The following is a 12,848-nucleotide window of genomic DNA, read 5'->3' as shown; positions in this document are numbered from 1 at the left end:
AATGAGCGCACCAAGAACCCTGGCGGTTGATCCTCATCAGGCGGTGGCGCAACATTCTTCATCAAAGCCCCGCTCATGCCCGATGTCTGCGGCACATCCCTCGGGGTCGCTCTAATACATCATTGTCGACTCAAATGGCATCAGGCCGACTGTTGAAAGAGACAGTGACAAGAAAAGTGACAAGAGACAGTGGCGAGAACAGACAGAGCGCACCGCCTTGATGGACCAACCTAGAAGGAGCCAAGTGACGTGCTGAGTATTCTGATCTTTTTTCTGATTTATGCCGGCGTTTCCATCGCCGTTTATCAGCTCTATGACATCTACCATAGCCAGAACTTCGCCGATGAAGAAAAGCGCGCTCGCGCCGGTAAGCAGGAGCTTGAAGACCTGGCGCTAAAGGCAAAGACCTACCGGGAAACGGGCGCATCTGCTGGTTTCGTAAAAGGCGTTAACGCCTTCTTCGGCAGCGGTTTCGACCCCCGGGTTGCGCTGGCCGCCTTCTCCCAAGGTGACGCGCTTCCCAACGTGGAACCGCTGCTGCGTCGCAAGAACAACATCATCTGCAACGGCAAGATCCGTATTCGTCATGCCTTTGGCTTAAAGACCCGGCCCCCCACGAAAGACACGCGGGGCATGGCAATCGCCGTTATCATCATCAACTGCCTGCTGGCCCTCTTCCTGGGTGGCTTGAGTGTTTATTCCATCGGCTACGACGTGCCGGCCGCCTGGATGAACGATGAAGCGACGCTGATGGTGTTGATCTACGCATTGATCCTCTTCACCCACGTGATTGCCAAGCTCGACAACTACATGAATGACCTCTATCAGATCGGCAAGCTTAATCGGCATTTTCCTTCCCGACCGCTTGGCCAACCGGCAACAAACGCTGGACCTTCGGTATAAGATCATCTCTCGACATCCGCCTGAGACCGTCATAAGCGGTGATACTGGAACGCAAAACGCCCCCCGAGACCTGATCTCCGGGGGCGTTTTGCATGCCGTTGCCATGCTGTTAAAGCAAAGGAGCGAGACCCCCATGCACGCCATCAACCCCAACACGCTGCATCACAGCAAGTGGACGGCCGTTGCGCCTGAGCACAAGGAAAAACACTTTATGGTCACCAAGCTTGTGCGCGACGAGGAGGAAAACGTGGTGCAGGTAGTGCTGGAAGCCGTGCTCACCCATCGCGAATTCACCCTGCCCTGGCAAGCGCTCAAGGATGAAGCGACCTGGCGGATGGGCTGGAAGTGAGCCGTGCCAGCGTCTTGACAGGGTGCGCTGCTTGGCATCATACAGAGAGGAAGGTGGCGTTCTGGTGGCCCATACCCTAGCCGGGTACACCGAGATGCCCGTAGATTCGGCGAAGCGTAACGACTCCACAATCTCAGAAAGGAGGCAGCGAGCACGACGGAGGGACACACACCCCACGCTCACTGGGCGTTCTCCCCCTCACTCAAGGCAGTGGCAGCGCTCGCGACAACATCCGATGAAAAAAGCGATAGGCATGGCGATCGCCAACTGGCTGCGCAAGCCGGAGAACCGAGAGAAGGTCAAACAGACCGCCAACAAGTGGCTGGATAAGCACAAGAAGCGCAACACCCCCTCAGGCCCGAACCGGCCTGACCGGTAGTTCAATACCGAAGGAGCGCTTCTTCACTCTGATTTTTCGCATGGCGCCGCGTCAGCATCACGCTGACGTGGCGCATCCGGGGGAAGACATGCGTCAGCCCCAAGGCTTCAAGCGCTTTCTGCTTGCGACACACCCTGCGGGTCGACCCGCTCGTCTTCGCTACGGTCGATGATCGAGGTGCCGACCAGATCCCCCGTGACGTTGAGCGCGGTGCAGCCCATGCCGACCAGCGCATCGATCGAGGCCAGTAGCGCCACCGTCTCGATCGGCAGACCCACCTGGGCAAAGACCGTCGCGATCATCACGATACCGGCCCCGGGCACTCCGGCGGTACCGATCGAGGTCAAGGTGCCGATCAGCACGATCTGGATCATGCTGGCCAGATCCAGCGGCGCCCCGATCACATTGGCCGCGAAGACCGCCGAGATCGCGATGCGAATCGCCGCCCCATCCATGTTGATGGTCGCGCCCAGCGGCAGACTGAAACCGTAAAGGCTCTGCGAAATACCCAGGCGCCGAGCAGCATTCAGCGTTAGTGGCAGTGTGCCCGAGCTGCTCTGGGTCGCGAAGGCCGTCGCCATCGGCGTGCGTGCCTCGCGGAAGAACGCCCTCAGTCGCACGCCGAACAGCTTCATCAGCACGCCGTAGATAACCACCTGAACCGCCAGCGCGATATACAGCACCGCGACCATGTCGCCAAGCGACAATAGTGTCTCCATGCCCTGCTCGCCCGCCGTCTTGGCGACGATCGCGAACACGCCAATCGGCACGTAATGCAGCACCCCCGACATCACCTTGAGGGTCACCTCGTTCAGCGCCTCGATGACGCCATAAAGCCGCTCGCCAAGCACTGAATGGCTATCTGACTGACGCAGCATCAACAGCGCGATGCCGAATACCACCGCCGTGAAGATGATGCCCAGCAGGTTGCCCTCGACGAACGCCGAGACGATGTTATCTGGCACCACGCTCAACAGGACGTTGGCGATGCCCGGGTTATCCGGCACGCTGATCTGGGCACTTTCATCCAGCGTCATGCCGGTGCCTGGGGCAAAGAACGTCGCCACGGCGAGGCCGACCACAATCGCCAGCGCCGAGCTCACCACGTAATAGCCAAACAGCTTGCGACCCAGGCGCCCGGTGCTGCCGAGCGGCGCCTGGTTGATACCGACCATCAGCGTGAACAGCACGATCGGCACGATCAGGAACTTCAGCAACCGCAGCAATAGCTCGCCGAACGGGGCCAGCCAGTTCGCCGCCTCCTGACCACCCAGCAACCCGACGGCTACGCCGAGCACCAGCGCGATGCTGACACGCAGGATCAGCGACGCCTCCATGTAGGTGCGTAATAGTGCTTTCATGACGTTTCTCCCTTCACAACCTTGCTCCCGGCCTGTAGGCCAACCAAAGGACAGCGCCCACGAGAGAGTCCTCATGGGCGCTGGGTGATCAACAGAGGCTCAGCCGCCAGCACGATCAGCGTAGCCGGCGGCGCTGAACCGTTAGCTCTGGGTGTCTAACTTGTCCTGGGTCTTCAGCTCGAAGTCGCTGGCATCGTGGCGTTCGTGCAGCTGCATCTCCGGCTCGCCGAAGGTGCGATTGACCATGCGACCGCGGGTGACCGCCGGACGCGCATCGATCTGTTTCGCCCAGCGCAGCACGTGCGTGTATTCCTGCACCTGCAGGAACTCGGCGGCATCATAGAGCCGGCCCAGCACCAGTTGACCGTACCAGGACCAGTTGGCGATATCGGCGATGGTGTACGCATCCCCGGCCAGGTACTCGGACTCCGCCAGGCGGCGGTCGAGCACGTCGAGCTGGCGCTTGGTCTCCATCGCGTAGCGGTTGATCGGATACTCGAGTTTCTCCGGTGCATAGGCGTAGAAGTGACCGAAACCGCCGCCCAGGAAGGGCGCGCTGCCCATCTGCCAGAACAGCCAGTTCAGGGTCTCGGTGCGAACGGCCAGGCTATCCGGCAGAAACTCGCCGAAGCGTTCGGCAAGGTACAGAAGGATGGCGCCGGATTCGAAGACCCGCGTCGCCGGCGTGGTGCTGTGATCCAGCATCGCCGGAATCTTCGAGTTCGGGTTGATCTCCACGAAACCGCTGCCGAACTGATCCCCATCACCGATGTTGATCAACCAGGCATCGTACTCGGCATCCTTGTGGCCAAGCGCCAGCAACTCCTCGAACATCACCGTGGCCTTCACGCCATTGGGCGTGCCCATGGAGTAGAGCTGGAACGGATGCCTGCCGACCGGCAGCTCCTTGTCATGGGTGGGCCCGGCGATGGGGCGGTTGGTGCTGGCGAAGGTGCCGCCGCTGGCCTGATCCCAGGTCCAGACCTTCGGGGGAACGTACTCGTTGCCTTGGCTCATGAAGCTCTCCTGTAGAGGCATATAGCTACCTGCCAAGGTGGGGGCAGGTTAGCGTGCTATCAACCTGAGACAGACGATCGCTCACGATAATATTGTGCACAAGCCTACTTTAGTCCTCGTTCTCGCGACCCCACCGCGTCATCCGCACATCCACCGTCACGCTCAGCGATGCCAGCGCTGCGGCCTTCTCGCGGCCCTCGGCGCTGGCGCGGTAAAGGTGCGGGGTCATGGCCAGCAGATCGGCAATGGCCTCGGCGCCATCGAGTGTGAGCGAATAGCGAAGGCTATCAGTGCCCAGAGGCGTAAAGCCCTCAGGTGCCTGGGCTTGCTCGGTGCGTTCGGGCTTAAGCGTGGGATAGATGATCTCGCGTAGCTCCCGCAGGTGATCCGGCCCGGCCTCGACCATCAGCAGCACGCCGCCGGGCTTCAGCACCCGGGCGAACTCCGGGTAGACGGGGAAGCCGAACATGCACAGCACCAGGTCAAGCGTGCCCGGCTGCACGGGCAGGTTGGCGTTGCTGGCCACCACCCAGCTGGCATGCATTCCTGCCTGCTTGCCCTGCTTGCCCCGCTTGGCGGCAGAAAGCACTGCCCACTTGGAGATATCCACTCCCAGTAGCGACAGCGCCTGCTCCTCGCCTGCCGCTTGATCACTGACCTTGGAAAGCTCGCGCAGGTAATAGCCCTCACCGCAGCCGGCATCCAGGCAGCTTAGGGAGGCATCATCAACCGCATCTGGTACTTGCGTGAGCGCGGCCTGGCTGACGGCGTCGGCGATGGGTTGGTAGTGGCCGGCATTCAGGAAGCGCTGACGCGCCGCCACCATCTCCTTGCTGTCGCCGGGGTCCTGCGAGCGCTTGTTCTGCACCGGCAACAGGTTCACGTAGCCCTGCTTGGCGATATCGAAACTGTGACCGACGCCGCAACGCCAGGTGCTGCCGTTCTTTTGCAGCACGTCGCCATCCAGCGGGCAGGCCAGCGCCTGAAAGGAGGTGGTGTTCATATAGGATCTCATCGCCCGTCATGCATACTCTTCGCGCCCGGCTCACGAGCGCTCGTGCCGCGCAGTATACCCTCTCGAGCCAGGAGAGCCGCCACCTGGGCAGGCTATCGACTGGCCAGCAACGCCTCGACCAGATCGGCTCGCCATGCATCGGGCGTGCGTTGACCGTGCCTCATCGAGCGGTACGGCCTGGGGGCTTCTTGGGGCAGGTCGGCGAATTCGGGCTAACAAAGGACTGGCCACTGCTGGGCCAGATCGCCAAGGTGCGATCAGAGGCATCAGCCCTCCTTTACGTCTTGATGCGTATTTCACTTCTCGATGAATATCGGCGTCACCCGCTTTAGACCGACCAATGCGAACAACCGGGCAATGATCACGGCATGGCCGCTGCCCTGCCGTGCACTTCTTAGGCTTTGTCTGAAAAGTCGACGAGCGAAGGCCAGACAAGGCAAAAATTGGCGAAAGAGCGGTGTTTACGGAGTGTAAATGAGCATCTTGAGCCGATTTTTAACGCCGTATGGGCGAGCGCAGTACTTTTCAGACATTGCCTAGGTGGCTAGACCACGCCTTTGCCCCAGCCATAGACGGCCCCGATCACCGCACCGAAGATGAGGTGGGCAATCAGCATGGAGAGCGGTGCCACCAGCCCCAGGCCCAGACCGAAGAAGCCGGAACCCGCCAGGGGAAAAACCGTGAGCATCACCAACAGCCAGCTGGCCACGCCGAACTCCAGGCCGCGCCGGGTCGGTGTACGGCCGGGCAGGTGGGGCACCAGCAGCGCGAACAGCAGGCCCCAGACCACCGTTCCCACCACGAAATGGATACCCCAGGCCAGCATCATACTGTCAGGCGTGCTGAGCAGGTCCTGAGCGGCCAGGTTCATGACTTCGATGGGGTTGTACCAAGGGATGATTCCTGCCGCCAAGCGCAGGATCAGAATCAACGAGATGACCAGGGTGGCCGTGAACCCGGCCATCACACCGCGTAACGCGCGAGCCATATGGCGTCCTCCCGGCGATGAATGTGCCTTTCAGTGTAGCCACGATACGGGATACGGGAAGCGCAGCGCCGCCGTCATGCCGCGTGGCGGGAAAACTTGCAGTATCACGAATGCAGCCATAAGCCTCGACGACAGGGGTCACCTGCAGGTTTTTAGGGGAATGATCCAGCCGCTGGCGCCAGCATGTTCCACCTAGCCTCTTGAGATGGCAGCGGAACTAGCCTGAACGCTGCGCGAAGGCTTGAAGACGAGTTGATCCCGGCAAACACTGGCGTTGCCGACCACGCACTTCCGGTTAACCGAGCAATGCTTCCAGCGCATCGCGCTGTTCAGCGTGCTTGGCGGCGTTGTCGTTCTTCAGCTTTGCAAGATTGACGAGCTTCCAGCGCACGGCGGGTAAATTCGCAGCGTGGGAGCGGTCGATGGCAGTGAAATCGGGCATGCCGTCGTGAAGGCTCAAGAGAAACTGCCTGGTGCTGCCATTGAAGCGGGACTGAATGTCTGCCACCAGCCGTGTGCGGGTATACAGAAGCGCATCAAGGCTAACCGGCGTCCGGGTCATGCCTTCGAATTCCTGGGTAAAAGGCTGGTCGAGATTGAGCAAGTTCGGGTTCAGAAGCTCATGGGCAGGACGCGGCGAGCCCGCGATGTAGACAAGCAAGGTACGGAACAGGCCATCCGTCAGCCCCTCGTTCTCGTAGAGCAGTTTAACGTCGAAGAGATCGCGCGGATGCTGCCGGTCCAGGCACGCATTCAACTTGCCACCGAATAGATCCTCGAAGGCAACGATCTGCATTTCTGCATAGCCAAAGGCATCCTCAACCGAGTCCGAGACGCTGCGAATTTCCGGTTCATGCACGGCGCCGCGGGTAACCGGCGACGTTTCGATCTTGATTTCGACACCATTCAAACGGGCAAGAAGACGAGTGGCGCCACCTCCGCCGCCTTGAATACGCTGAGTATTGGCACCCGCGATACCACCTTCAATGCTGGCAGCGATTCGGTCCATCGCCGCGTTGATCTCGATAAGACTCTCGTGCCGTCCCTTGATCGGCAGGTAGGTCAGGTCGATATCAACCGATAGCCGCGGCAGATCGCGATAGAACAGGTTGATCGCCGTGCCACCCTTCAGGGCGAAGATTGTCTCGTTGGCAACGTGCGGCAGCAGGCGCACCAGCAACGCGACCTGGGCCTCGTAGCACTCACCCGCCATCACGGATCTCCGCACTGATAAAGTCATCAGGCACCATGATGCGATAGCGCGGATGTATTCTGCCGCCACTGACCAGTGCGCGATCACCACTGCCGAGATTGAATGCCGTGTGGTCGAGGCGCTTGCGCCAGGGGTGATCGTGACGATCGGCAAACACGAAGAACAGGCGCCGAACCTTGACCTTCCTGCAGCTGTGCAGCAGTGCCGTCAGAAGCTTGGGACGCAGCGTCGTCAGGCTCTGGAACACCATGTCGAGGTTGTGGAAGCTCTCGTGATCGGGCAGTTCGTCCATGGCCTCGAGAATCGCTCGTTCGGGTGCCGACATGGTCATTGTCCAGTCCCATGGCAAGGCGCCGGCGTTCACCGAACCACTGACCATGCCAAGCGAGGCATCGTCGAATAACGATCGGCGGCGGGTCGCGACCGGGGCATTGAGTGGCAGCTTACCAAGCCAGTTGGGTATCACATCACCATAGACCCAGACCGATGCCTGACGGCCCAGGCGCAGATAATGCGCATGGCCCTGCTGATCGAGCGCCGTCGTGCCACCGATGTGAACGTCGTAGCCCATGATCTGCTGCATGGACAGCAGGCAGGTCTTCCAGTCGATCGACTCCGATAGCGCTCCCTGTGGTGCTGGGCGTCGAAAGACACCGCGGTTAACGCGCTGCAACCAGCCGCGCTTGACGTAGTCGCGAAAGGTCTCGTAGGCGACCCCCTGTGCTGTCAGCCAGCGGGCATCGACCAGAAAGCCGGCTGGCACGGCTTCCAACACTCCCTTCAGCTTTGTCGATTTTTGAGTGCTCATAACGCTTCAATAACATAGTAATTAAAGAAATGGGTGACACCTTCTTCGCTATTTTCCACCTTACAGTGTTTATAGCACTTTAAAATGTTATTTAATAAAGAGGCTCAGCCTCCTTGATCGCATGAACCGAAAGGGAAGCCAGCGAGCGGCGCGTTACATGCAGCGAAGGGCAACCACCAGACGCCATCACTCCAGCTCGGCGATGACCCACGTGTTCATGCCTGGAACATCGCCGGCACCTGGCATGTCACAGGAGCTGACGGCCATACGACACGGAGGACGTCCAGATGCCGACGTTTCACAACGATTCAACCCTGCCCACCCCCGCCTTCCCCGGCAGCCACATGGTGCTCGATGAGGACTACGTGCACCTATCGGGCCTCACCGCAGCGGATATCCAGGGCGGCGGGGCCATTCTTGGCGATATCGCCGAGGAGACCCGCTGGGTGATGCGCCGCCTCGTGCATATCCTCGAACAGGTGGACTGCCGAGTGGAGGACACGGTCCGCGTCGATGTACACCTCACCGACCTGGATCGGGTTGATGAGATGAACGCGGCCTACGCGGAATTCTTCACGGCGCCGGACTACCCGGCGCGCACCTGCACCGAGGCTCCCAGGCTGCTCAGCGGCGCCAACGTGGAGATCACCCTAGTGGCGCGACGCCCGGCCGCCCCCGAGTCCGAGTCCGAGTCCAAAAACAGCGACTGATTCGACTGCGGCGTCACTCTCAAGGGATAGCGTAAAGAACGGAGCCCCGTGACAGCCGCCTCGCATCACCAACGTCACCGGCAGGGAAACGTAGCGCGGCGGCTGACCACCGGGTGGGGAGTCACGTAGTATCATCCGTACACTAGGTGTACTGGCCCCCTGGTCAGGCGAAAGCCGTTGCCCGGAAGAGCCGCACCTCCTGCATCCTCCGTCATCGATACTCTGGAGCCCCTTCATGTCTCGTGCTATCGAAATCCCTGCTGCCGACGGCACCATCGACGCCCTTGTGTTCACGCCAGAAAACGCGAGCGGCCCTCTTCCGGCCGTGGTGCTGCTCACCGATATCGGCGGCTTACGCCCCTGCTACCACGAGAAGGCACAACGGATCGCCGACAATGGTTATGCCGTATTGATGCCCAACGTCTATTATCGCGATGCGGTGGGCACCATCGTGCCGGCGGGCAAGTCCTTCCGCGACCCGGACGTGCGGCCAACCCTAGTCGAGTACGCCACACGCCTGACACCCGAGGCACAGATCCGCGATTGTGCCGCCCTGCTGAGCGGCATCGATAACGAGGCCGAGTTCGCAGGCGGCAAGATAGGCGTGGTCGGCTACTGCATGACCGGTGCCTTCGCGCTGCGCATGGCAGCCGAACACCCCAACCGCGTGACCGCCGCGGCCGGTTTCCACTCAGCCAAACTGGCGCAGGCCGACGACGAGAGCAGCCCCGTGCACCAGGTCGAGAGCATTGAGGCGCGCGTCTATTTCGGCCACGCCGACCAGGACGAGTTACTGCCCCCTGAGCAAATCGCCCGCATGGACGAAGCGCTGGCAGCGGCCGGCGTGCACTTCACTACCGAGCTCTACAAGGGTGCCGCCCACGGCTTCACCGCCAAGGATGCCCCCTCCTACGACGCGACCGCCGACGCCCTGCATCACAAGCGCTTGGCCACGCTACTGGAAGAAACGCTGCTGGAAGAAACGCTGTAGCGGTAAGCCTCCTCATACTTTCAGCGGCCCTACTGTATGGGCCGCTCTTTACGCCCCCTACCCTCATTCAGCGCCAGCCCCGCATCTTGGCGGCCAAGTACGGCGCCAATGCCGTAACAGCCAGCACCACGGGCCAGATATTGCCCCCTTTGAAGGCATAGGGCGCCAGCATCGTCGCCCATGACGTGCCCTGCCAGAGCCCGAACGAAAACTCGAACACCAGCGTCAGCACCAGCCAACCGAAGCCCACCAGCCAGTATTGAGCCGAGGCCATTGGCTGAAGCCACGGCAGAGACAGATAGACCACACTGAGAATCAACATCGACAACAGCACCCCACTGCATATCAGTGCAGCGGGAGTGCCCAATAGGGGCATCAGCACCGACTCACGCAGCAGGCCATTTGCAACGGCCAGCACGAGAATGGCAAGCCAGAGAATGAGTGCTTTGCGTGCAAGGGTGGTGGTCATGATCTCCGCAACATTCATCCAAGCCCTTTCACTCTATGTGAATACGATCATTTCGCGTAAGGAATCGCCCATCAACGGTCAGCCACAGGGGCTCACCACTCAGGGGTTCATGCGCTGGCAGACGCCGCTGGGCATGCAGGTGCAGATGCGGTTCTGAGCTGTTCCCCGAATTGCCCATTTGCCCCAAGGCATCACCCACGTCCACCTGTTCACTCGCCGCCACGCTGATGCTTCCCCGGCGCAGATGGGCCAGAATCACGAAAAAGTCGCCACAATCGATGGCAACATAGTTGCCGGGCAAAGTGTCTCGATCCATGTCCGGCACGGTCATGTCCGGGTGTGCATCGACCACCTTGGCCACCTCACCTCGGCACGGCGACAGGACGGCAGTGCCAAATGTCACGTACATGGCCGGATCTGCCGGCTGCCACCCATCCTTGTGCAGCCCCAGGGACGACGTACGGAAAATATCCAGCGCCTTGCTCTGCCCACGCCATGGCCGAAAGCGTTCAACGGACTCATCGAGTGTCTTCAGATGAACGTTGACCATCGGGGTGGCGCCCCCGTGGGCAACGAGGTAATGCCCTGGCGGAAATGGGGCCGCAATATCTGCAACCGCGCCCTCCGGCAGTCTTTGCCCCTGTATCGCCTGATAGCCCATGTAGGCAGCCACCAGACCCAGACCACACACCAGCACGATCGCGACCGATTGTGCCGCCGATGCCTGCCACAGCCGCTGATCCATGACGGCTCCTCTCGCCCAGTGCCTGATGACGATAATCACCAAGACCAGCCCGTACACGTAAGGCACCCAGAACGGCGGCATTGTCCACAACGCCGTCAGCCAGAGACCCACCCAAATGCCCCCGACCGACACCACCTGAAGCCCCCAGGCGAGCCAGCCCGCCGCCGGGAACAGCGCCAGCCAAACCAGCAGCAACACAGGCAAAAACACTTGGGTAAACATCACGACCCAGGACATTCAATGGCCTCCCGTGTGTGTCGTCATATCTTTGAAGGAATAACGCTTGAGAGAATAGTCGAGGGCTTGAGTTACCGGGCTGTGTTTCTCGAATGACATCACTCAGCCCTATGATGCCTTGCCCGACAAGAATTCCTCTCTCGGTTACACTAGGCGACCGCCGAGAGGGTGAGGCTTTCTCACCCCTTGTTCACCCAGCCCATACCAACCTGTGATGCATTCCATGTCCATTTCCGCACGCCCTTCGAAGCTGAGCCTGCCTCAGGTCAATCCCGGTGTGTCGACGGTGCTGGAGTATCTGCTGCTCAAGTTTCCGGCCATCGGTGAGGCGACATGGCGTGAGCGCATGGCCACCGGCAAGGTGCATCGCGATGACGGCTCCTGTATTACGCCGGCGTCGCCCTTCAAGCCACATCTTCGCGTGTTCTATTACCGCGAAGTGGCAAGCGAGCCGAGCATTCCCTTCGCAGAGCAGACTGTCTATCGAGATGAGCACATTCTGGTGGCCTACAAACCGCACTTTCTGCCCGTCACGCCCGGCGGGCGCTACGTAAACGAGTGTCTGCAACAGCGTCTGCGCAAGAGCACGGGAATCGAGGCCCTGCAGGCAGTGCATCGTCTGGATAGAGTCACGGCGGGACTGGTGTTGTGCTCGCTCAATCCCGAGACCCGCGCGCTGTATCACCAGCTGTTCAAGTCACGACATATCCACAAGACCTATCAGGCCATCGCCGAGATAGACGGCGATACGTCATTGGTGGGTCAGCAGTGGGACGTAAAGAACCGCATCGAGCAAAGCGAGCAGCGCTTTCGCATGCAGGTCACCGAAGGCGACGCTAACAGCCACTCGGTGATCCGCTGCGTGCAGCAAACCGACACGCAGGCGCTGTTCGAATTACACCCCGTCAGCGGGCGCCGCCACCAGTTGCGCCTGCATATGCAGTCACTGGGCTGGCCGATTTTGAATGACCGCTACTACCCGGTACTGCAGCCGCTCTCCTCGGATGACTACACGCGTCCCTTGCAGTTGCTCTCCAAGGGCTTCGAGTTCATTGATCCCGTGACAAATGAGCCTAGGTGCATTGAATACGATGGCGACCTGGAGCTTAACTAGCGCGGCGCCATCACTCCCCTATCCTTTGCTCTCCGTAGCGCGTCTCGAGCCGGACCACGATGCTCATCTCGGCTCTTGCATGCTGGTCGTCACCAATGGAACCTGACGACGGCCTAGGGAGGTTGAGCTGAACGACGCCGGACTGTTCGCACTATGGGAGCTTCCCGCCGGTAGCTACCACTCACACGAAAAAGCCCTTCCGGTCTGATGGCCAGAAGGGCTTTTTTGCACACGCGGCGCTCAGTTCATGTCACTGAAGTGCAACCGGCGCTGCGTCAACTCAGCGATGAGAGATCGTCAGACGATCACTCCCACTCGATGGTCGCGGGCGGCTTGCTGCTCACGTCGTAGGTGACGCGGGAGACGCCTTCCAGCTCGTTGATGATGCGGTTGGAGACCTTCTCCAGCAGCTCATACGGCAGGTGCGCCCAGCGAGCGGTCATGAAATCGATGGTCTCGACGGCGCGCAGGGCCTTCGGACGTACTGCCAGTAAGGAAGATGTGCCTGGAAATGGAGCCGGCTTGGCTGTGAGCCATTCGGGCTCCAAG

At 60.6% G+C, this 12,848-nt stretch carries 15 protein-coding genes and 1 pseudogene; 7 read left to right on the top strand and 9 right to left on the bottom strand.

Features of this window, described 5'->3' with window-relative positions:
- Positions 1–249 precede the first annotated feature (249 nt).
- The 3 genes from HF027_RS08475 (at position 250) to HF027_RS08465 (ending at position 1,631) form a co-directional block, all read left to right on the top strand.
- Positions 250–903, top strand: a complete 654-nt coding sequence (locus HF027_RS08475; protein WP_168014713.1) for a hypothetical protein — start codon at positions 250–252, stop codon at positions 901–903.
- A gap of 133 nt (positions 904–1,036) precedes the next feature.
- A complete protein-coding gene (locus HF027_RS08470) occupies positions 1,037–1,252 on the top strand; it encodes a TIGR02450 family Trp-rich protein (RefSeq protein WP_168014711.1) in 216 nt (71 codons plus the stop codon).
- A gap of 235 nt (positions 1,253–1,487) precedes the next feature.
- Positions 1,488–1,631: a hypothetical protein gene (locus HF027_RS08465; protein ID WP_168014709.1), complete on the top strand. Its 144-nt coding sequence runs from the start codon at positions 1,488–1,490 to the stop codon at positions 1,629–1,631.
- A 107-nt stretch (positions 1,632–1,738) separates the two neighbouring features.
- Here the strand turns inward: HF027_RS08465 and HF027_RS08460 are convergent, their stop codons facing one another.
- The 3 genes from HF027_RS08460 to HF027_RS08450 all read right to left on the bottom strand — a co-directional run bounded on the left by HF027_RS08460 (position 1,739) and on the right by HF027_RS08450 (position 5,012).
- Positions 1,739–2,992 carry a dicarboxylate/amino acid:cation symporter gene (locus HF027_RS08460; protein WP_168014707.1) on the bottom strand — a complete coding sequence of 418 codons (1,254 nt, stop codon included), beginning with the start codon at positions 2,990–2,992 and terminating at the stop codon, positions 1,739–1,741.
- A gap of 141 nt (positions 2,993–3,133) precedes the next feature.
- A complete protein-coding gene (yghU, locus tag HF027_RS08455; RefSeq protein ID WP_168014705.1) occupies positions 3,134–4,009 on the bottom strand; it encodes a glutathione-dependent disulfide-bond oxidoreductase in 876 nt (291 codons plus the stop codon).
- Between the two features lie 109 nt (positions 4,010–4,118).
- Positions 4,119–5,012, bottom strand: a complete 894-nt coding sequence (locus tag HF027_RS08450; protein WP_168014703.1) for a putative RNA methyltransferase — start codon at positions 5,010–5,012, stop codon at positions 4,119–4,121.
- Positions 5,013–5,032: 20 nt separating this feature from the next.
- Between HF027_RS08450 and HF027_RS08445 the strand changes: the two genes are divergently transcribed.
- Entirely contained in the window at positions 5,033–5,356 is a 324-nt protein-coding gene (locus tag HF027_RS08445; RefSeq protein ID WP_168014701.1) for a hypothetical protein, read from the top strand.
- 212 nt (positions 5,357–5,568) lie between these two features.
- Here HF027_RS08445 and HF027_RS08440 read toward each other — a convergent pair whose 3' ends face one another.
- The 3 genes from HF027_RS08440 to HF027_RS08430 all read right to left on the bottom strand — a co-directional run bounded on the left by HF027_RS08440 (position 5,569) and on the right by HF027_RS08430 (position 8,033).
- The gene (locus HF027_RS08440) at positions 5,569–6,012 is read right to left on the bottom strand and encodes a DUF6789 family protein (RefSeq protein WP_168014699.1); all 444 of its coding nucleotides are present in this window, start codon (positions 6,010–6,012) and stop codon (positions 5,569–5,571) included.
- A gap of 295 nt (positions 6,013–6,307) precedes the next feature.
- Positions 6,308–7,186 (bottom strand): nucleotidyl transferase AbiEii/AbiGii toxin family protein, encoded by an 879-nt coding sequence (locus HF027_RS08435; protein ID WP_245184613.1) that lies wholly within the window; start codon positions 7,184–7,186, stop codon positions 6,308–6,310.
- 28 nt (positions 7,187–7,214) lie between these two features.
- Entirely contained in the window at positions 7,215–8,033 is an 819-nt protein-coding gene (locus HF027_RS08430; protein WP_168014695.1) for a type IV toxin-antitoxin system AbiEi family antitoxin domain-containing protein, read from the bottom strand.
- A 287-nt stretch (positions 8,034–8,320) separates the two neighbouring features.
- On the opposite strand from HF027_RS08430, the gene HF027_RS08425 reads away from it, so the two are divergent.
- Together HF027_RS08425 and HF027_RS08420 are read left to right on the top strand one after the other, a co-directional pair.
- The gene (locus tag HF027_RS08425) at positions 8,321–8,743 is read left to right on the top strand and encodes a RidA family protein (protein WP_168014693.1); all 423 of its coding nucleotides are present in this window, start codon (positions 8,321–8,323) and stop codon (positions 8,741–8,743) included.
- Between the two features lie 235 nt (positions 8,744–8,978).
- Positions 8,979–9,734: a dienelactone hydrolase family protein gene (locus HF027_RS08420; protein ID WP_168014691.1), complete on the top strand. Its 756-nt coding sequence runs from the start codon at positions 8,979–8,981 to the stop codon at positions 9,732–9,734.
- Between the two features lie 67 nt (positions 9,735–9,801).
- Here the strand turns inward: HF027_RS08420 and HF027_RS08415 are convergent, their stop codons facing one another.
- Entirely contained in the window at positions 9,802–10,203 is a 402-nt protein-coding gene (locus HF027_RS08415; protein WP_168014689.1) for a hypothetical protein, read from the bottom strand.
- A gap of 28 nt (positions 10,204–10,231) precedes the next feature.
- Positions 10,232–11,185: a M23 family metallopeptidase gene (locus HF027_RS08410; RefSeq protein WP_168014687.1), complete on the bottom strand. Its 954-nt coding sequence runs from the start codon at positions 11,183–11,185 to the stop codon at positions 10,232–10,234.
- A gap of 223 nt (positions 11,186–11,408) precedes the next feature.
- On the opposite strand from HF027_RS08410, the gene HF027_RS08405 reads away from it, so the two are divergent.
- Positions 11,409–12,299, top strand: coding sequence for a pseudouridine synthase (locus HF027_RS08405; protein ID WP_168014685.1), 891 nt, complete (start codon positions 11,409–11,411; stop codon positions 12,297–12,299).
- 305 nt (positions 12,300–12,604) lie between these two features.
- Here HF027_RS08405 and HF027_RS08400 read toward each other — a convergent pair.
- Positions 12,605–12,772: pseudogene (locus tag HF027_RS08400) on the bottom strand (GMP synthase (glutamine-hydrolyzing)); the annotation flags it as partial.
- Positions 12,773–12,848 lie beyond the last annotated feature (76 nt).

The organism is Halomonas salinarum (assembly GCF_012062845.1).
GTDB classification, from domain to species: domain Bacteria; phylum Pseudomonadota; class Gammaproteobacteria; order Pseudomonadales; family Halomonadaceae; genus Onishia; species Onishia salinarum.
This window is presented reverse-complemented; position numbering and strand designations above follow the sequence as displayed.

Coding starts and splice junctions, on each gene's coding strand:
- HF027_RS08470 (WP_168014711.1), top strand. CDS start 1,037: ATGCACGCCATCAACCCCAACACGCTGCATCACAGCAAGTGGACGGCC.
- HF027_RS08465 (WP_168014709.1), top strand. CDS start 1,488: ATGAAAAAAGCGATAGGCATGGCGATCGCCAACTGGCTGCGCAAGCCG.
- HF027_RS08460 (WP_168014707.1), bottom strand. CDS start 2,992: ATGAAAGCACTATTACGCACCTACATGGAGGCGTCGCTGATCCTGCGT.
- yghU (WP_168014705.1), bottom strand. CDS start 4,009: ATGAGCCAAGGCAACGAGTACGTTCCCCCGAAGGTCTGGACCTGGGAT.
- HF027_RS08450 (WP_168014703.1), bottom strand. CDS start 5,012: ATGAACACCACCTCCTTTCAGGCGCTGGCCTGCCCGCTGGATGGCGAC.
- HF027_RS08445 (WP_168014701.1), top strand. CDS start 5,033: ATGCATACTCTTCGCGCCCGGCTCACGAGCGCTCGTGCCGCGCAGTAT.
- HF027_RS08440 (WP_168014699.1), bottom strand. CDS start 6,012: ATGGCTCGCGCGTTACGCGGTGTGATGGCCGGGTTCACGGCCACCCTG.
- HF027_RS08430 (WP_168014695.1), bottom strand. CDS start 8,033: ATGAGCACTCAAAAATCGACAAAGCTGAAGGGAGTGTTGGAAGCCGTG.
- HF027_RS08425 (WP_168014693.1), top strand. CDS start 8,321: ATGCCGACGTTTCACAACGATTCAACCCTGCCCACCCCCGCCTTCCCC.
- HF027_RS08420 (WP_168014691.1), top strand. CDS start 8,979: ATGTCTCGTGCTATCGAAATCCCTGCTGCCGACGGCACCATCGACGCC.
- HF027_RS08415 (WP_168014689.1), bottom strand. CDS start 10,203: ATGACCACCACCCTTGCACGCAAAGCACTCATTCTCTGGCTTGCCATT.
- HF027_RS08410 (WP_168014687.1), bottom strand. CDS start 11,185: ATGTCCTGGGTCGTGATGTTTACCCAAGTGTTTTTGCCTGTGTTGCTG.
- HF027_RS08405 (WP_168014685.1), top strand. CDS start 11,409: ATGTCCATTTCCGCACGCCCTTCGAAGCTGAGCCTGCCTCAGGTCAAT.